Origin of the sequence: Pseudomonas sp. OST1909 (genome assembly GCF_015277575.1) — a bacterium.
GTDB classification, from domain to species: domain Bacteria; phylum Pseudomonadota; class Gammaproteobacteria; order Pseudomonadales; family Pseudomonadaceae; genus Aquipseudomonas; species Aquipseudomonas synxantha_A.
This window is the reverse complement of record NZ_CP063780.1, coordinates 1,535,112-1,554,054: the sequence shown is the minus strand read 5'-3', so window position 1 is coordinate 1,554,054 and position 18,943 is coordinate 1,535,112. Positions and strand designations below refer to the sequence as shown.

General features: G+C 58.4%; 9 protein-coding genes. 3 read left to right on the top strand and 6 right to left on the bottom strand.

Going from position 1 to position 18,943, the window contains the following annotated elements:
- Positions 1 to 50 precede the first annotated feature (50 nt).
- The 3 genes from IH404_RS06790 to IH404_RS06780 all read left to right on the top strand — a co-directional run bounded on the left by IH404_RS06790 (position 51) and on the right by IH404_RS06780 (position 11,666).
- Positions 51 to 5,678 carry a membrane-targeted effector domain-containing toxin gene (locus IH404_RS06790; RefSeq protein WP_194440180.1) on the top strand — a complete coding sequence of 1,876 codons (5,628 nt, stop codon included), beginning with the start codon at positions 51 to 53 and terminating at the stop codon, positions 5,676 to 5,678.
- A complete protein-coding gene (locus IH404_RS06785; protein WP_194440179.1) occupies positions 5,675 to 6,256 on the top strand; it encodes a hypothetical protein in 582 nt (193 codons plus the stop codon). Before IH404_RS06790 ends, IH404_RS06785 begins: the two co-directional genes overlap by 4 nt.
- Before the next feature lie 229 nt (positions 6,257 to 6,485).
- Positions 6,486 to 11,666, top strand: a complete 5,181-nt coding sequence (locus tag IH404_RS06780) for a DUF6543 domain-containing protein (RefSeq protein ID WP_194440178.1) — start codon at positions 6,486 to 6,488, stop codon at positions 11,664 to 11,666.
- A gap of 99 nt (positions 11,667 to 11,765) precedes the next feature.
- Here the strand turns inward: IH404_RS06780 and IH404_RS06775 are convergent, their stop codons facing one another.
- The 6 genes from IH404_RS06775 to IH404_RS06750 all read right to left on the bottom strand — a co-directional run bounded on the left by IH404_RS06775 (position 11,766) and on the right by IH404_RS06750 (position 18,746).
- Positions 11,766 to 13,001 carry a hypothetical protein gene (locus IH404_RS06775; protein ID WP_194440658.1) on the bottom strand — a complete coding sequence of 412 codons (1,236 nt, stop codon included), beginning with the start codon at positions 12,999 to 13,001 and terminating at the stop codon, positions 11,766 to 11,768.
- 36 nt (positions 13,002 to 13,037) lie between these two features.
- Positions 13,038 to 13,520: a CS1 type fimbrial major subunit gene (locus IH404_RS06770; RefSeq protein ID WP_194440177.1), complete on the bottom strand. Its 483-nt coding sequence runs from the start codon at positions 13,518 to 13,520 to the stop codon at positions 13,038 to 13,040.
- Positions 13,521 to 13,525: 5 nt separating this feature from the next.
- Positions 13,526 to 14,284 (bottom strand): molecular chaperone, encoded by a 759-nt coding sequence (locus tag IH404_RS06765; protein WP_194440176.1) that lies wholly within the window; start codon positions 14,282 to 14,284, stop codon positions 13,526 to 13,528.
- A 59-nt stretch (positions 14,285 to 14,343) separates the two neighbouring features.
- A complete protein-coding gene (locus IH404_RS06760) occupies positions 14,344 to 15,438 on the bottom strand; it encodes a hypothetical protein (protein WP_194440657.1) in 1,095 nt (364 codons plus the stop codon).
- A 179-nt stretch (positions 15,439 to 15,617) separates the two neighbouring features.
- Entirely contained in the window at positions 15,618 to 18,140 is a 2,523-nt protein-coding gene (locus IH404_RS06755; protein ID WP_194440175.1) for a CS1-pili formation C-terminal domain-containing protein, read from the bottom strand.
- A 108-nt stretch (positions 18,141 to 18,248) separates the two neighbouring features.
- Complete coding sequence (locus tag IH404_RS06750; RefSeq protein WP_005785186.1) at positions 18,249 to 18,746, bottom strand: CS1 type fimbrial major subunit; 498 nt, start codon at positions 18,744 to 18,746, stop codon at positions 18,249 to 18,251.
- Between the last annotated feature and the right edge of the window lie 197 nt (positions 18,747 to 18,943).

The following is an 18,943-nucleotide window of genomic DNA, read 5'->3' as shown; positions in this document are numbered from 1 at the left end:
GCTCAAACCTCATGCTGAGGGTTCACTCCATCAGCATGAGGACGATGCCCATGAGCACGCCAACCTCCGCTCCAACCTTACCGACGCTTCAGGAAGTTCGCACGCACCTGCTGGAGATCGACCCGGACCTGCGCACGCAAACCCAGGAGCCTGTCGCATTACCACCCGAACTGCTTGCGCTGGAAAAACTCAACACCACCCTGATCAGCGCCAACACCGTCCTGCTGGCGCGGTCACGCAGCTTGTTTGAGGCATTGACGCAGGCAGACCTCACCCAAGAAGCCGGCAAGACCTTGCTCGCCCAGCTCAAAACCGACTTGAACACCCACCTGCTAGGTCTTGATGAAGTCAGCACCGTTGGCGACAAAGGCCGCAAGAGCTACCTTGCGCAGGCGGCAGGCCTTGGCGCGCTGGAACAGCAGGCCAAGCTCGATGTGCGCGATTACCTGCTGAGCCCCGCCGAACAGCGCATGGTTGAAGACTGCTCCCGAGGCCCGACCTATCGACCGGGAATGTATTCGCTCAACTTCAGCTACCAGGATAAAACCGTCGAGTTCGCCGGAGCCTTTGTGCTTACGCGCGAATCCAACCCAGTCGTAGAGAGCCTGACGTCGGGAGAAAACCTCGGCCAGGTCCTGTTGTTCACCCCAAACCGAGGCCTGGAGGCCTTTGACTCGCTGGCGCAACTCGACCAGCGACTCAAGGCGACGCTGGCGTTGCCGGCAGGTCGCGAGGAGTTCTGCCGGCACCTGCCTGTGCGTTATCAGGCGCTGGATGTCGACGATATCTGGCCCTTGCAATTGCTGCCCATTGACGGCGAGCCACTGTTCGAACATACCTACAACGCGATCATCGACAAGCGCAGCCAGGACATCGAATGGGCGTTGAGCCTGGTTGAAAACCCGCTGCACGACGCAACGCTGCTCAAGTCAGCACTGGACAACGCGGTGACCGCAGCGCTGCCAGACTTGTCGTCACGCTTGGCGTTCAGGCGCCAGCAGCTACTGGAGCGCAGCGTCTATAACAGCCTGCCGGATTGGTATCGCAACGCGGCAGCGACGGACCAGCAAACCCTGAATCGTTGCATACAGGACTACAATCAGGCTCGGACGACCTATATCGAGCTGCTGGGGCCTGTCGCTTCGCCTCAAGCCCTGACGGCTTTCCAGTTGACCGAGTATCTGGACGACGCGCTGGAAATCCACGACCTGAACCCCTACCACCTGAACATCACCACTCGCCGCAACGTCGCCAATGTCGGCACCTATGAGCAGACCCGCAATCTGGTGCAGTTAAGCTATGACGGGCTGCACACCGGCGACGAATTGCCCGGCTCTGATTTTTTGGCCAACACCACCCTCACCTATGCGAACGCGACACTGCAAGGCGACCATGCCGATCTGAATGCGCAGGGTCTGCTCGACATGCTTCGCGAACCAGGCCTGCAACCGCGCCTGGACTTTGCTGCGCTACAAAAAGAAATGCAGGCCAAGACTGAATTCAAAAAGGCTGCTCGCGACGTGTTTGATCATCGCCTGGTGTTGCTTGCCTTTGTCGCCCGGTTGCGCGGCGACCTGAGCCAGGCAGACCATACCTTGTTCGAAACGTTGCGGGCCGGTACGAACCCGCTCCTGTGCGCACGCACCGTGCTGCTGCATGGTGCGCAACTCAAAGACCTGTGGTTATTGCGCGAGGAAGATGCCAACGGCCAAATCCGGCGTTCGCTGTTGTGCACCCCGGATTCGCCACGCGAGCGACAGTTCCTGGCATTCACCACCGAGCGCGAATGCCAGACGCATATCCTCGGCTGGGCCGATGACAAAACGCGGTTAAAGGGTCGCACCATGAGCGACTACCTGTTGGAACAATGCCCGCTGCGTTTTCGCCCGAAGATGGGCACGTTCCTCGCAGGGCTAGGCTTCAAGCCCGACACAAAGGAACACGAAGAGGTGACATTCGGCCCTGTGTGCTCCCACACGGTCTGCCTGGACGCCATGGTCGTGCATGCGCAAAGCGCTGCACAGGACGACTACGACTACAGCACGCCGCCATGGTATCGCTCGGTCCAGGCGGCAGACCGAGTCCGTTTGACCAGCCTTGCCGAAGATACCGCAGGTGCCTTGCGCACCTATAACGCCCTGCCCGACTCTGAAGCCAACTTCATTACCTTCGATACCTATCTGCACGACAAGGCCAAACTCAGCCTGAATACGCTGCTGGGCCGCCCTCAGAATGATGTTGACCCGGACACCGTATACATTTCGGCACCGTGGCCGCTGTTGGGTGACCTGCCCAAGCCCATCACCTATACCCGGCTGTACAGAGACGGTTACACGGATAACATCGGGTTCATCGACCCGAAATTCTCCACCTCGGCCACGTTCAGCGGGCCGGAGGGCATCGACCTGGGGCCCCTGACCCCGCAAAACGTGTCACGGTCGGTGACCGGTGTATGGATCGGTCAACGCTACACCGACGAAGTGCGCGCCAAATTGCAAAGCGCGAGCAGCCCCGGTTACGCCAAACGCCGCGACGCCACCTTGGCGATTACACAACTGCAGATGAAATACGCGGCGCTCGATTGCTGCCTGCGTGGCCTGATCGCCCGGGTAGACTTGACCTGGCTGGAGCGTGCCATCGACAGCCTTGGCAGCACGGTGGCTGCGACCCGCACCACTTATCAGGTACATCGCCTGACGATTGACGGCGATTGGGTAATCGGCAACTACCTGTTCAGCCATGCAGGCAACCCGGTTTTGCTCTACACCCCCAATGCTCCCGATGGCATCAGCTTTCGTGAGGCAAAGCTGTTCAACTACTGGCTGAAAAAAGTCGACGGCGTGTCGGGTTACCTGCAAGGGCGGGTGCCGGTTCAATCCCAAGTACGGATCGGAACATTTCTGAAGACTGCCCGCGACGGATTGCCCGAGACGATTGACCGTACGACCCCCAGCCCGGCGCGCTATGACCGCACAACCCCCGCCACAACCCTGACCGACCTGCGCAATGACTTCTACAACATGGTGTTGCAGCGAAAAATTGATGATGTGATTGCCACCACGGTCAATCGCACGGAGATGATCACGGGGATTCTCTGGACGTGCGTCGAACTGGTCACCGTCATCGCCACCATCCCTTTTCCCGTATTGAGCCTGGCCCTGGGTGGCTTGCTGGCGTTCAAGGACGCGATGCTCGCCATCAGTGCCTACCAACAGGGGGACACGGCTGGCGCCTTGAAACACTACATCGGCTACCTGGCCAATGTGGGCGGTGCTGTGCTGTTTGACTTTCGCCCGGCCCTTAAAGCACTGCCTGTCCGGCCGGTGACGAAAGCGATAAAGCAGGCCACGCTGGTCAACGATATTGACCCTGGGATTGCTGCTGGAATGCAACCGGTAATGTTCAAGGGCAAACCGCTCTGGATCAAGAACACACCAGATTCTCTGGGGCGACATCTGCTGTTTCGCTATGACCCAGTCACCGGGCAAATGCAGTCGACTACACGTTTGGTCATCAAGAACACCGATGGCAATTGGGTACGCTCCGGGATTAAGGGAGGAGGGAGCAGACAGACGCATATGCCACTGCAGGAGGAGGTCGACCAGTCACTGGTGCCCTACGAGATTGCGCCCGAGCAAGGGAGGTACTTCAGAAGCGCGCTCGACCTTGAGTACCTGGAAACCCTCGCCCACCCGGACGACGTCCTTCAAGAGAACGCATTTCCGGCGTTCTATGTTCATTTGAAGCCTCTACGCGACAGCTATTCCAAACAGGTGGATGAGCTGGCTAAAGATGCGCAAGCGCTTTACACCTCGCCTCCCGCGCGCCCGGACCGCACCGGCTTACCGGAGCTAGCGCAGGATTCCAACCGGTCTACTGCGCTTGTCACTCTGTTCCGACACAAAATGAGGCTGATCATTGGCGCACCCAACGCCAGCGTTGCCAGTAAGCAATTACTGATCGAAAGCCTGCCGGCCTTGAGAGCGCAAGGACTCAGGCGTGTGTGCATCGAAAACCTGCCGGCAGATGTCTTCCGGAACAAACTCAAAATCATCAACGGCGAAACCCCGGGCAATGTCCCGTATGCCTTGAAACGGGTCAAGAAGCATTTGGAGCAGGTCGACACAAGCTTGGGCTGGGACAAGAATGCGCCTTTTACCTACCGTAAACTGATGATTGAAGCCCACAAGAACAAGATCGCGATCGACGGCGTGGACGCCTCAAGTTCTTATCATATGGAACACGTGCTGGAGCTTTCTAACTTAGAGCGGTTTGCTCCGCGCACCAACCAACTTAGAAACTTCTATTCCCACAAAGCCCTTAGGCAAAACGAAGATGGCTGGATCGCCCTGGTTGATGAGGCTCGAATAGGGAGCACGAACGAGGTGCCGGGCCTGGCCGATTTGCAGAATGCCGTCGCCCTGCGTGTGGAGGAGGTTGCCCCAGGCCAAGTAGAGAGCATCCTGCCTGATACATTCTCCCCCTCGCTATCCCGGGGTGACTACAGGCTGACAATGGCCCCAGCCTCACAAACCTTACCGACGGCAGGTCCCTCGAGAGCGGTACAAGCCCCCCCATCTGCCTCTCATTACAGCGAGTTTGATCTGCCCGAGGTGCATAAACCAACGCTGAACGACATGCTGCTTACACGTGACAGCTTTAACACGCCCCGCCCACCTGCAACTGGAGCCCCAGACCATTCGGCATTCGAGGCTTTCAAGCAAAAACGCAGTAGCCTGGGTGAAACCGCCCAAAAAGCTTTTGCCGAATACACGCCACCTCCACGCGCCGACTTCGCTGACCTTGCCACGGCGACCACTGAGGAGGCGTTTATCGAGAAACTGTGTAAAAAGATACGGGGACTTTTCATCGGCGAAGTCCATTCTCATACTTACAGCAAACGGTTCCTGATCAAGTATATGAAGCTGTTGAAGCAGAAGGGCGTCAAGACATTGTACTTGGAGCACCTGCTCACCGACCTGCATCAGGCAGAGCTGGATCTTTTTAACCTCACGAGCACAATGCCGGAAAACCTGAAACGTTATCTGAAACAGCTAGATGCCCGCCGAATGCCCCGTTATACCGGCGACGATACTTACACCAATGTGGTCAAAGCCGCGAACAAGGCAGGCATTCGCGTGCGTGCGCTCGATTGTACGGCCAGCTATCACGTTAAAGGCATGAACACGAACAACGCCCGCACGAACCTTTTCAACTATTTCGCCAATGAGGTAATCAAGGCCGACCAGTTGGCACAGGGCCCGCATAATTGGGTAGCGCTCATAGGCGACTCCCACTGCGATACGTTCCTGGGTGTCCCGGGCATCGCGCAACTGCAGGAAGCGGTCAGCTTGAGGATACTCGATGTCCCTCCCTCCCAGGCATTACCTTTGCAGCGGGGAGGATGGACTATCGTCGGGCCCGAGCCGGGCGCCTCCGGAACAAGAGCCCTGCGCAGTGATTTCAAGTTGCACGTCGGTATTGCCGGTACGCCCGCGCTGCCGTCTAGAACTGCAACGGATCAGGCATGGCTGAGAAATGTCGACGACTTCCTGATCGAGCAACCCTCAAACACCGAAGCCAATGTGGTCTACCGCACCCCTTTCGGAGGGAACGAGAGCGCCCCTATTAGAATTGACGACACAGGGAAGTTCTTTATTGAAGAGTTCCGCTATTGAAAGATAAACGTTTCACAACGTTGGAACAGGTAAGCCAGGCACTTAGTGGCGATGCGTATATGTCCCACGTTTCCGCTGCGAGCCTGCCGAGCGCACGGCTGAACAAGGCCAAGTACGCCCTGATCGAACGGCCTTCATCTTTTGAGACCTGGTTGGTCCACAATTCCGGAAACGGAGAGATTGTTCGCACGCCTATTGAACAGGACTTCATCAATAACAAGTTCTTTATTAAACGTTGGAATATGGATAATAGGCGCTTCCAGACGGTCGAACAGTTGATCGAGGCACTTAAGAAAGAAGTCAATTTGACATTTGTCCCCGCTACGGCTTCGCCCCGAGCGCGGTTGGTATCGGCAGGTGACTTCGTGGTTGAGCAACAGGCTTCGTCGCCTCAAGCCACCCTACTCCACCGTTCCGGTGATTTAAAAATATATTCCACCCCTATTAAAAATGATGCTCAGCGGCAGTTCTATATTGATAATGATCATTGGTCGAAGTTGCAAAACAAACGTTACGCAACACTGGATGATTTGATTGATGCCCTCATAAAGGTCGTGGGTTTGAAAGCCGCTTTGTAATGCCGTGATCGGTGTTGGCCCTGCCCGTTCCTGGGGCGGGGCTTTATTGACCGTTGAGGGGCAGACCGGTCTACCATCGCGACCCGTTAGTGGCTCCACGCACTACCGACCACAGACCGTGCGTCAGCGGCAAGGGCGATGTAGTGGTTATGTAGGCCTGCCCTTTTCGTGGGGTGATTAGTGTAGATCGAGTTGATCATCCGACTATTCATTCAAAGGCACCACAACCATGCTACTCGAACGCCCCTACCTCCACGCTGCCAGCCACGCCAAACAGGGCATTCATTTTGATTTTATCCAGCGTGCAATTCCGGATTGGCTCAGCACTGCCACACTGACCCGCGTTCGCGCAGTGCGGGCCGCCAGCCCTTCTGTCTATACCCGCCTCAAGGCTTTGGACGTGCCTCCAGACCCTGTCCCGAGAGAAGCGATGGCCGAACATTGGGCAGCCAGGAACGCCTTGGATGAACAACTCAAATACATAAAGGACGTGTATGCATTCGCCGAGCCTCTGCTCAAAAAAGCCTTACGGGAATACGGCAATATTGATGTAAAAAACACCTTTATTCGTCTTTATGCCCCCGCTAAAAACAGCTGGTGGGTCATTGGCGTACACAAAGGTGTGACCAGCCGAACCGTGTCGTTGTTGGATGCGGCACTGCACAACTTTTGCGCCCGTGAGCAGTTTGCCGACTATGCGTTTTTGTCCAGCGCCGACGCTCGCGGCCAGCGGAACATCCTGGCGCTGACCTCCAACACCAGCGGCCAACCTTTGACGGCGCAGGGTTTCAAAACCTTGTGCCGCAGGCTCGATATTGGCCGGCAATACCAAACACGGTTATCCAGCATCCTGGGCTTCAGCAACAAGCTTCAGGCCGAGACCCTACGGCTCAACGTGATTGCCTGCGACAAAGCCTCGCTTAAAAATGCCGCCTGCATCGCCTTTTCACAGCAGCACATCAAAGCCGATGCGAGGCGTTTGCTCTTTGATATCGTAGAAGGCAAGCCCACCCCATCCCTGGGTGGCATACCTGTGGAGTACTACAACCTGAGCCTGCTGGCTGCCCGGTTGAGCGGTGTCCTGCTGATTGCTGCGCCACAAGGCCGCGACAAACACCTCGAACGCTTGATCGCCTACATCCCCGAGGACCCCGAGCATCCGTTGAAGGAATACGCCTCGCCGGTCGCCTTCATGAACGAGTTGACGCGTCAATTGCGCGACAGCCCCTCGCCCCTCGATGCAACAGGCCAAACGCCGACCAAGGCGACCTACCGGCAATTCTTCAGTCAATTTATCGACCACAAACAACGCGGGCATTTTTTCACTGAACTGCAAAGCCGCCTGTACAAAGTGCAGTGGCATCAAAAGGCACGCACCGACAGCGGCCCCAGCTGGCAAACCCTTGCAGTCGACACGCCGCAGTTGCACTTCAGCGTGCAAAACATCTTTGACGATTACCAGAACCGCCCACCCTCAGGCCGCTCCGAGCCCGATACGCTGTGGCATTACCTGTACCGGGTCAAACTCAACAAGATCGTCAACGATACCCGGGAAATTGCCATCACCACCGCCTATGCAGACCTGATGGCACGCTGGGCCTGGTGGGACAACCTGAGCAAGATCCTGTCGGACATCTTCAATGCCGCGCTACTGGTGGTCACCCCGTTCGTGCCGTTCCTGGGCGAGTTGATGCTCGCCTACACCGCCTACCAGGTGGCCAACGATGTGTTCGAAGGTATCGTTGACTGGGCGCAGGGCAAAGGGCTGGAAGCCATCGGTCACGTCATGGAGGTAGTGGAGACGGTGGTGCAATTGGGGGGATGGGCGGCGGCCGGAGCGATCGGCCAGCCCCTCGCCCTCAGGCTATCGCCCTTCGTCGAAAGCCTGCACCCGGTGGAGCTTGCCAGCGGCGAAAAACGCTTGTGGGCCCCGGATCTTGCGCCTTACCAGCACAGCATCAGGCTGGCCAAAGGCATCGAGCCTGACGCACAAGGCTTGTATCAGCATGCTCAAAAACACTGGCTGGTACATGCTGGCAAACACTATCAGGTCAAGCCTGACCCGCACCTGCCCTACCACCGGATCATGCACCCCAACCGACCGCAAGCCTACCGACCGAAAGTACGCTTCAATGGCAACGGTGCCTGGGTGCATGAAGGCGAACAACCGCGCAGTTGGGACGATGACACGCTGATGCGCCGTATCAGCCCCGCCACCCAGGCGCTCACGACCGAGCAGCTCGAACAGATCCGTATCATCAGTGGCAGCGAGCCCGACCATCTACGCCACATGTACGTGCGCAACCAACCGTCCCCGCCGCTGCTGGTCGATACCCTCGAACGCTTTCGCGCCGGCCGATTTGCCGAAGAATCGGCCAGCAGGATACGCACAGGCCAGACACTCGAACCGTATTCCTACTGGTTCGAACAAGCCGTCACAGAACTCCCCGGCTGGCCGCCAAGCAAAGCCCTGGAGGTGTTTCACAACAGTAACCTGAGCGGGCAGTCGCGCAAATACGGGGATACCACCGCCCTGCCAGGCGATACCCTGACCATCAGCCTGGCCGACGTAATGGCGGCCAAACTGCCTGAGCGTGTGTTGGGCTTTCTCGAAGAACAGCAAGTCAATACGTTGCTGGGCGAAACCTTACCCAAGGCCCAACGGACCCAGGCGCTGCGCAATAAATTAGCCAATTACGTGGATGGCTTTGGCGGACACATCGCCAACAGTCACTATCAATCGGGCCAGGCCAGCAGCGATCCGCACATAGCCCTGCTGCGCCAGACCTTTCCCGAGCTGGCGCTGAGCAGCGCCAAAGCGCTGCTCAAACAGGCATGGCCTGAAGAATTAAAGGCAATGACCGATGAACAGCGCCTGCCCTTGCGCCTCAAAAGCCTGGCGCGAGAGCTGGATTTCGACAACAAGGCCTGCCGTGCAGTCGAAGGGCTTTACCCTCCCCTGCAACCGTCGGCGCAAAGCGAACGGTTGCTGCTCAACACCCTGCGTTTACACAGCGACTCATTCAGTGACCTGAAAATCGATATACGTGACAACAATCCCACCGGCCCCCTGCGCTGCAGCGTCGGGGAAAGCGATGCTCCACAGGCGCGCACCCTGGTGCGCAACGCTCAAGGGGCTTATGAAGTGTTCGATGCCGCAGCCAGGCCGCTGAACCACACCGCCGACCTGTACGAATCTGTGCTCTGGACCCTGGCGCAGGTTCCGCAACGCACCCCGCCCTATGCCGTCGGCGAAGGTGAGCGGTTCAGGCAGTGGGTGATCAAGCACAATCAGGCACCGGCCGAACGACGCCTGGCATTGGCCGAACCGCCCGTGCGGATGCAACCCGCCGCCGAAACCGAAGTGCTGCTGGGCGGCGGCGCATGCTGCAAGATGAGCCGAACCGACAGCGATAACACGCGGCCAAAAACGATTGCCGAACGTATCAAATTGCTCCTCCCCAACATGAGCGAAGACGGCGTCCGACGCTTATCCAGCACGCTGGGGACGCTCGAAGGCGAGCAGACACTGGCGCAGATGGAGTCGCAAAAACAGCAGCTATTCCAGCAGCTCAATGCCTACATCAAGGGCCCGACCCACAGGGAATCGACACTGTTGGAGCCGGAAGTACGCAAACGTCGATCCGAAGTCGCAATACGCCTCTACGAAGGCTGGAGCAACGGCCTGACGGTTCACCTGGACGAAAGCTTCGACCATCGTGGCGGGATCGCCCTCGATTTATTCAACACCAACATGCCCGATGAGCTATCTACCCTTAGCGTGCCGCTGAACCACATCAGCGACGTGGACCTGCGCGGTTGCGCTTTTTCAGACAGTCACGCCGCCTTTCTCAGCAACTTCCCTCATCTGCGTGACTTGGACCTGAGCCATAACCGCATCACCAAGCTGCCCGAGTCCCTCGGCAACCTCAAACGCCTGCGGCGGTTGCACCTGGAAAAAAATGCCCTGATGCTGGATGACTCGGCCATTGCCACGCTCAAGCGCCTCAAGCGCCTCAAACAGCTTGAGATGGCCGGCAACCCATTGGGACAACCCCCGGATATCAGCCAGATGCCGAACTTGACCTTGCTGAACCTGCGCGACACACACATCAAGGATTGGCCTGCCGGACTTGTGGGCCAATCACGCGCCCGGGGGTTCCAACTGGACCTGAGCGAGAACCCGATTACCCAGTTACCCCATGTGGCGCCAGGCTCGGATGATGCCGACATCATCGCTCGTACACGCCTGGACCAGGGCAAGCTCACCTCGGACTTTCAAGACTTGCTCGCCGAATACCGCGAGTCCGTGGGGTTGGACCCGCTGCGCTTCTACGCCCCCAAAGGCGAGAGCACGCCCTGGCTCACCTACATCAAGCCTGAAGAGGTTGAACGCCACCGGCAACTCTGGGATGAGATTGAAAAAGAGCCGGGCTCCCAGGGCTTGTTTGAAGTGATCAAGTCCCTTGAGGAGCCGGATGCGTTTCAAGCCGAGGAGGACCGCTTGGCCTACCATAGCAATCACCCTGAACTGAGCCAGAGAGTCTGGCGCCTGCTCAGAGCAGTGGAAGCCGACAGTGAATTGCGCGAACGCGTGTTCAAGGATACCCGCTACCCTGGATTGTGCCCCGATGCGGGCGCGCTGATCTTTCAGAAACTGGGCATCGAAGTACTCGCCAGCGAAGCCTATCGGACCAGCACATCACCGGCGGAGCTTGAGGCCAGGCTGGTGGTATTGGCCCGCGGAGCCGCGCGCGATGCTTATATGGGCAAAGCCATTGGTGAAGATATCGCCCAGCGCCTCAAACCCAAAGAACAGGGGGGGAAGGGGCAACGGCTATGGTCGCAGGTCGTCGACGGCGAGCATGGAGAGGTCGATGAGGCCGGCATTCATCTGGCCTATCGCAGCACACTGGCAGACCGACTGGACCTACCGTGGTTATCGACCCATATGACCTATCGTACCCTGGCTGACGTGACACCCGAACAGATCGAGAAAGTGGCCAACGCAGTCGCCAGGCTTGAAGAAGGTGACGGGTTGGTGAATCAGATGCTGCTGGACAACGGCTGGGAGCGTTACCTCGAGCAGCACAACCCAACCGCCAAATGGAACAATGACACCGCCTTCGACCTGAAATATGCTCAACTCGACGAACTGCAAGCGCTGCAACAGCAATACGCAGGCTCGCAGGACCTGCCCGCGACGGATAAAGAAACCCTACGCGCAAAACTGCGCAGCCTGGCTCAAGCGCTGGAGTTGGATGAGACCAGCGTGTTATCCGGCGCCTTCATGAGCACCACGCAATACGACACCACACTCAACGAGCTGGGATACCGTCATAAACAGTGGCTACGGGACCTGACCCGCGCCGCTTTGAAGCGGGCTGGGGCACGTAAAAACCGGACTTGATAGCGGGCAAGCATTCCTGCCGTTCACGCCCCAGCGAAGCTGCGACTGCAACTTCGCCGGGGCTTGGCCTGGATGTTTAACTTCATCCAGACGCAAGGCCTAAACCTCCGAATCCCAGACGACGGTCACAACGCCTGTATAAGTGCTGCCTGGATGGTTAAGCATGTCTTTCACATCGTCTCGCTCGATCTCAAAGTGCAGGGTGCCAGGACGATTGTTTACGTAGTGCTGGGCCTGGAACAGTTCGCTGCCCGAGCCGTCCAGGCGCAGGGGCAGTTTGTTCACCGCCTGGCCATGCTGGTCGTTCAAACCAAACGGCAAGCTGACCCCCACCTGCAACGGCACTTCATCCCCCGCGCCATTGCGCAAGCCGCAGGTATTGCCAATTGCCAGACCACATTCGAGGTTCATCTTGAAGCGCCCGCTGGCGAAGATACTGAAGGTCTGGTCACGGAACAGACGCGACGGCTGGCGCCCACGGTTGAGCCAGGCCTGCCAGCCGCCTTCGGGCAATAGTTCGACGCGGTTGCCGCCGGGCGGGAGGGTCACGGTGAGGATATGCTCTACCTGCAAGATGAAGTTGAAGGTGACGATATTGTCGTCGACCACCATTACATCGCCGAAATCAAAATCGAGCCCTGGTCCTATGCTGTATGACAGCGTGCCCCGATATTCACCCGCACTCATGCCCAGCGGATTGGGAGTTCTGAGTTCATAACCATACTCAAGGTGACGATAACTCATCCGCGGGATATCCAGCCCTGGAGTTACCGAACAGGCCCCCGCACCTTCCGGTACGATCCAGAAGAACAATGCGAACGTAGTTGACGCCGCCAGGTAGTTAACGCCCTGGCATGGAGGTGCTCCGTTATGCCAATAGTAGCTCCAGCCTTTATCAGTGGTGGCCCAGGCACTGACACCTGGTACGTCCCAACGCGTACCAATACCCGCGATGCGCATTTGCACGGTTTCAGTTTCACCTGTCTCCATGTGGGTCACCTGAACATCGCGCCAGGAAGATGGAACTTTGAAGTAAGCCCCCTTGCGCGGATCTTCATGATAGGCCCGAATGGGCTCGACCAAATTGGCCGAGAAGCCCTCGTGCCGGATACTGAACGTGTTCAACGCCTCGCACCTGGCGGGTACATGCCAGGCGCATACACCACTGTGGGGTGTGGTGTTCTTGAATTTGTTGCTCATGGGGTTGGTCGGGTCTGGACGGAACATTGCCGTGACGTCTTGAACCACGGCTTGCGCGGGCAGGCTCATGCTGCCCAGTACCAACGCTATCCCACAAGGTGCCAGCAGCTTTCTGATCACACACAGCAACGTCATATTCATACTCGTAAACCAATTTTGAGCGCCACGCGGTCAAGGCGCCGGAAAATCAAACAACAGGTGCACCGTGTCGTAATACTCGCCGCCCTTGTAACCGTCCGCCGGTTCGATGGCGGCAATTTCCAGCTCGGCACGGCGGCCGGCACGTGCCTCGTCGGCGCTGAGGACCAGGGTCGAATCCAGCGTCAGCGGCACCCGGTTGAACAACACCTGCAGTTCGATACGGTTGCGGCCACTCAACAGGTAAGGCGTATCACCCAGGCGCGCGGCCACCCCGCCATTGATGTTCTTCACGTCGAAGTTCTTGCGCAGGCGTCCCAGCCGGGCAGTCGCCAGGTCCCAGGCCAGCACTTGGTCATGCCCCATCCAGTCGGGCTCGGAGGGCAGCACATAAGCCTCATGGATCGGGATGGTCACCGACACATCAAACGTGTGGCGCTCCTGGAACGCCAGCGCCCGTTCGCCCATCAGCACAGGCGCCATCAGTACCGCCAGTACCGTTAGTTGCTTGAACATAGTCATCACCCGTTACTGCTGATCGACATCGGTTTTTTGTTGCGGCCTTCGATCATCTGGAAGTTGAACTGGCGCTCCGGCTTTTTCTCGAGCACCAACTGGCGACCGGGCAGGATGTGGTGCTTGGTGGTGGCCTCACAGTCGGTCTTTTTCGCCACCGAACAATCGCGGAACTCATCGAGCACCACCACGCTGTTGCCCGCATTACGCAGGGTGTACTGGCTGCTGGTCTCGCTGATTTGCGTATCGAAACGGGTGTCCTTGGGCCTGACGAAAAACACCGTGCCGTAGCCCGCCATGACATTGACCCCGGCCGCCAGCGCGTCTTTGTACTCGGCACGCTCTTGATCGGTCACGGCAAAGTCATCTTCCTTTTCCGGTACCACCGGGATGAAGCGCACACGAAAGTAACGCTCGGTGTCGCGTTCGCCCATGTACAGCAACCGTGTGCCCTGACGCCCACCGGCCGGTACGATCAGGCGCGCCGGGCTGGCCATCAGGCCGTCGCGATTGGTGGTGCTGCCTTTGGCGTCGGTCATCGATGCGACGGGCACTTCCCGGGACGTGCCGTCGGCGTTGTAGACGATCTCCAGCACATTGACTTTGATAAATGCGGTACTGGTGCCGCCGTTGTAGACCCGCTTGAGGTAAGAGCTACGGTCGCCGTCCAGATAGTCATAGACCACCCCAACGTTGATCGCCGGCCCCGCATAAACGCCCAACGACATCAGGAACAGCCCCACCGCTAACACTGCATGTTTCATGTTTGATTACGCCTTATAGATTGAACCCAGCCAACGGCTGATATGCGGCCAATGCCCACTCAGACTTCTGAATCCCAGATCACCGTGACCACGCCGGTGTAGGTGCTGCCGGGTTGCTTGAGCATCTCTTTCACGTCGTCTCGCTCCACGGCAAAGTGCAGGCTTGCGGGACGGTTATTGACGTAATGGCCAGGCTGGAACAGCTCGGTGCCAGTGCCGTCAAGACGCAAAGGCAACTTGCTCACGGCCTGGCCGTACTGGTCTTGCAAGCCAAAAGGCAAGGTCACACCGACCTGCAGCGGCACTTCGTCCCCCGCGCTATTGCGCAGGCCGCAGGTGTTGCCGATGGTCAGGCCGCATTCGAGTTGCATCTTGAAGCGGGTACTGGCGGAAATGACGAAGGTCTGGTCGCGGAACAGGCGCGATGGTTGGCGCCCGCGGTTGAGCCAAGCCTGCCAGCCGCCCTCGGGCAATAGCTCCACGCGGTTGCCCCCCGGTGGCAGGTCCACCTTAAGGTTGTGCTCTACCCGAAGATCGAAGTTGAAGGTCAACACATCATCGTTTGGAAGGTACAAGTCACCAAAATCGAAATCCTGATACGGCCCGACACGGTAAGTAATCGACCCTCTGTAATCCCCCGCTTCCATATCCAAAGGATTAGGCGTACGCAATTCGTACGTGTACTCAAGCATGCTGAAACTGGAGGTGGGCACATCAAACGGCGTCACCAGATTACAAGCACCGGCGCCTTCCGGTACGAGCCAGAACCACAGCCTTAACGTGGGGGCAGCTGCCCACATGCCGGTGTACTGGCACGGAGCCGGTGCTTGCGTCCAGTTGGCGGGTAACGAACTCCAGGCCTGAACGCCCGGCGGATTAGTCGTATTGAAGCGGCTGCCAACCCCGGAAATACGCATTTCCACTGTTTTTCGGTCGCCCTTGGATGAAACCACCTCAAAACTTCGCCACTCGGAGGGGACCTTGAACATCAAACCTTGACGCGGGTTTGCATGGTTGGCCTCTATCGGACCGCTGGCGACAAAGTTGATATCCCAGGTTCGAATACTGAAAATCCCCAACGCCTCGCACCTTGCCGGCATATGCCCTGGGCATACCCCGCTTTGTGGAGTGGTGTTGGTGAACTTGTTTACCATCGGGTTACCGGGGTCAGGGCGGAACTCAGCGGTAATGTCTTGCGTGGCAGCCAAGGACAACGGCGTAAACGCACACAATGCTGCGGCCACTGACACTGCTCGCCAAGTCAGGTTCTTGATTGGATTGCTCATCCTGGTCAACTCATGCCTCTGAACACACATCGTTCTGGTTAGGAAGTTCATCCGGCCGCCTCGGACGCACGACCGACCTCGGCCAACGTATCCGGGGTGCAACGCAAGTCGCCAATCATTAACACGTCGTTTTCGTTCGGCGCATTGCTGGGGTCCAAGCGAAACTGGCAAAGCAACTGGTTTTGGTAGCGCACTTGCAAGGTGGGTGCGCTGGAACTCATTTCCATCGAGAAGAACCCGTCCACTTCGCTGACCCCACGGCTGGCATGGTTGATCACGTGATGGCCCTTGAGCGGTGCACCGCGTTCATCCAACAAGCGGCCGAGCACGGTGACGGTTTTCATCACGGTGATTTTCCGGTAGTCCACGCCGCCTTTGTTCAGGTGATAGCTGGCGCGGGTCGGCTGGATATTGGCGGCGGGCGGATGATTGCCTTCAAAGTCGAAGCTCACACTGCTGCTCTTGTAGGCCGAGACCGGTACGTAATTGCGCCCCGGACGCAAGATGGCGCCGCCACCGCCGAGGTCGTCGGCGCGCAGGGCGATGTCGTCGAGGTCGGTTTCCACGTCGATGATCATCCCGGCACCGTTGCCCTGGTACTGGCTGCTCAGGAGCATTTTCCCGGCACCGGCAACAAAGGTGCTGTTGAGGTTCAGGCCACCGCTCAAATCACCATTGAAGGAGCTGCGCTGGATAAAGCCGTCACCGCTGACCACGTCCGTACTGAAGCTGGTCATGCCTGATAGGCCGACGCCGTAGGTATCGGTGATCGCGGTCGCCGAGATGCTTTGCAGCACGTGGTCGGTGAGGTCCTGGCGCAGGGTCACCGAAGCGTTATTGTCGCGCCCGCCATCACGGGCGGTACGGGTGCCGATGCTGCCGGAAATCTGCCGGCCATCGCGGCCCAGGTTCATGCTGACACTCACGTCCACACCGCGATTGCGCGCATCGTTGGTGCCAGCGCTACCGGGCCGATCGAACACCGAGAAGCGCCAGTTGGCATCGCTGCCGAACAGGTTGTCGTGGCGGCTCCAGCCCAGGTCCAACCCCGCGCCCTCGATATTGCCCTCACTGTGGGACAGGCGCATGTTCAGGGTGTTTTTCGCGTCGAGCCGGTGGTTGACCGACAACGCGGTGTTGCTGGCCTCGCCGACAAAGGTATTACGCCGCAGACGTGTGCCGTCGGGTAGGGTTTCGTAGGTGTCGCGGGTGTCGAGCCAGCTGCGGTTGTGGCTGAACACCAGGTTGGTCGCGCCGAAGGTGTAGAGCCCTTGCAGGTCCATGCCGGTGCCGTGGTCCTGAGTCTGGTACAGGTTGGCATAGACGCTGGTGTTGTTGGCCACCGTCCAGTCCATCGAACCGCCGTACTGGAGTTGCTCGCGCACCTGGCGGGCCGACAGGCCAAGGATCACGCGCGGGTGTACCAGATAGTTGAGCGACGCACCGGCCGTCATCGCGCCCGAGGCTTGCTCATCCCAGTTGCTGAAGAGTTTGGTCTCGCGCCCGGCGAACAGGTTGTAGCGCCAGCGGTCTTCGGCGTTGCGCCAGTTGCTGGGCTTGTACACCAGCTCCTGGGTGGTGCTGGTGGTGAGGCCGTCTTCCACCAGGCGCACTTCCACTTCATAGATGCCGCCGGGCAGTGGCCGTGTATCGAGGGTTTGCAGGCCTGCCGCGACCGCCTGGGTATTGATCAGCAAGCCGTTGCGGTAGATCTCCACCGCCGCCTGGCGGTTGGCGGTAACGTAGATCGGATACACGCTGGGCTTGGAATTGTTGATGGCCAGGCTGTCGGAGCTGCCGTACATCAGACCCAACGCCGTATCGGGGCTGGCGCCGAAGCTGCGCAATTGACGGGTCAGGCCGTCGGAATTGGGGGTGAAGTGACCCAGGCGGAAAAATTGCCCTTCGAGTTCGCGCTGGGTGTACAGCTCGTGAATCGCGTGGCGCATGGGTTCGTTGTCGCCACTCTGACGCGCCAGTTGCAGGTTGAATACCTGGCTCCAGTTACCCACGCTGGAACTGGCTTGCAAGCCATAGCGACCGCCCAGGCTGTCTTCCTGGCTGCCGTTGAGGTTGAGCTGGTTGTTAATGATCAGCCCCAGGCTGCCGCCTTCGGGCTGGTCATAGAAACGCGGAATGTCGTCGCTGCGTTCGACGTCCTGGGTCAGGATCGCCAACTGGGAGTTTTCCAGGTTGTAGAACGCCGAGATCATTTTTTCCGGGCAGGCCTGGGTGCAGGCGCCCAGGGCCACGCCTTTTTCCAACAGGGCTTGCCAGGTATCACGGGTAGCGGCCGGTACTTTGCTGTCGCCGGTGTCGGTGAATTCGAGCAAGGTCACGCGATCATCCCGCGACAGCACAATCAGAGCCTCGCCCAGCGGTTGCTGGTCAAGGTCCACACGCACCGCCAACGGCACGTCGAAAAAGTGATCACTGAAACCTGCGGGCAGGCCTTGGGCCTGGGTAATCAAGCTGCCAGGGGTTGCAGCGCCGGAGGCAGCGGGTGCAGCCAGCGCACTCGTACACATCAACAGCGCAAGCGCAGCCGCGATAGGCGTCATCGGAAACATGAACGGATACCCTGAATGCCAAGAGATAAAAAAATCAGGTCGGCGGACAGAGAAGGGAATCAGCCGACCTGCAAGTGAATGCCCGTGATTAACAGGCACTCATTGGCATCACAGGGCTGGCAGTACGGCGTCGAATACCAGCGGTATCACGGCAGTGTAGGAACCACGCTGAGTCGCCGTAGGCCTGGCAGCGGAGATGTTCAGTTCAACACCCGCACCTGGAGTGGAGTCGGCTTCGTTGAGCACTTCCTGCGGGGTGCCGGACAGGGCCACACGATTGAGGGTGGTGGTAAGCGGGATGTTCTGCGCGGCATCACCGTTGAACAGCACCGCCGGGCCACCTTCGATGTAGGCGGCAACCGAACCGTTGGTGTTCTTGATGTCGTAGATGGCGCTCAGGGGCGCCAATTCACCGCTGACCAGGTTGTAGGTCATGGTCTCGTCACGGCCCCAGTTCGGATCACGCGGCTGGGCGTGGAACACGGTGGTCGGGATGTTTGCCTTGAGGTTGACGGTGTGGCTGGCTTCACCGGCAGCGATAGCGGTTACCGAGGAAGACAGCGCCAGAACAGCCAGGGGAACAGCAACAGCAAACTTCTTGAACATGGTCAATACCTGTAGTTGACAACATTGGTTGGTTCATTGCGAAGGAGATCCCTAACAACGAATTACATTGCCGATTAGTTGGAACAAGCAATGCCAAACAATGATCAATCGAAACTAGAGGCAGGTATGCAGGCGCATTCTAAAATTAGCGTAGCCCTTGTAAACAGCGGTTGAGCGAAAAAGATGGCATTTCGCCA

What these genes read in the sequence shown, in the direction of transcription:
- IH404_RS06755 (WP_194440175.1), bottom strand. Translation starts at nt 18,140, where the DNA reads ATGTTTCCGATGACGCCTATCGCGGCTGCGCTTGCGCTGTTGATGTGT.
- IH404_RS06790 (WP_194440180.1), top strand. Translation starts at nt 51, where the DNA reads ATGAGCACGCCAACCTCCGCTCCAACCTTACCGACGCTTCAGGAAGTT.
- IH404_RS06760 (WP_194440657.1), bottom strand. Translation starts at nt 15,438, where the DNA reads ATGGTAAACAAGTTCACCAACACCACTCCACAAAGCGGGGTATGCCCA.
- IH404_RS06780 (WP_194440178.1), top strand. Translation starts at nt 6,486, where the DNA reads ATGCTACTCGAACGCCCCTACCTCCACGCTGCCAGCCACGCCAAACAG.
- IH404_RS06775 (WP_194440658.1), bottom strand. Translation starts at nt 13,001, where the DNA reads ATGACGTTGCTGTGTGTGATCAGAAAGCTGCTGGCACCTTGTGGGATA.
- IH404_RS06770 (WP_194440177.1), bottom strand. Translation starts at nt 13,520, where the DNA reads ATGTTCAAGCAACTAACGGTACTGGCGGTACTGATGGCGCCTGTGCTG.
- IH404_RS06750 (WP_005785186.1), bottom strand. Translation starts at nt 18,746, where the DNA reads ATGTTCAAGAAGTTTGCTGTTGCTGTTCCCCTGGCTGTTCTGGCGCTG.
- IH404_RS06765 (WP_194440176.1), bottom strand. Translation starts at nt 14,284, where the DNA reads ATGAAACATGCAGTGTTAGCGGTGGGGCTGTTCCTGATGTCGTTGGGC.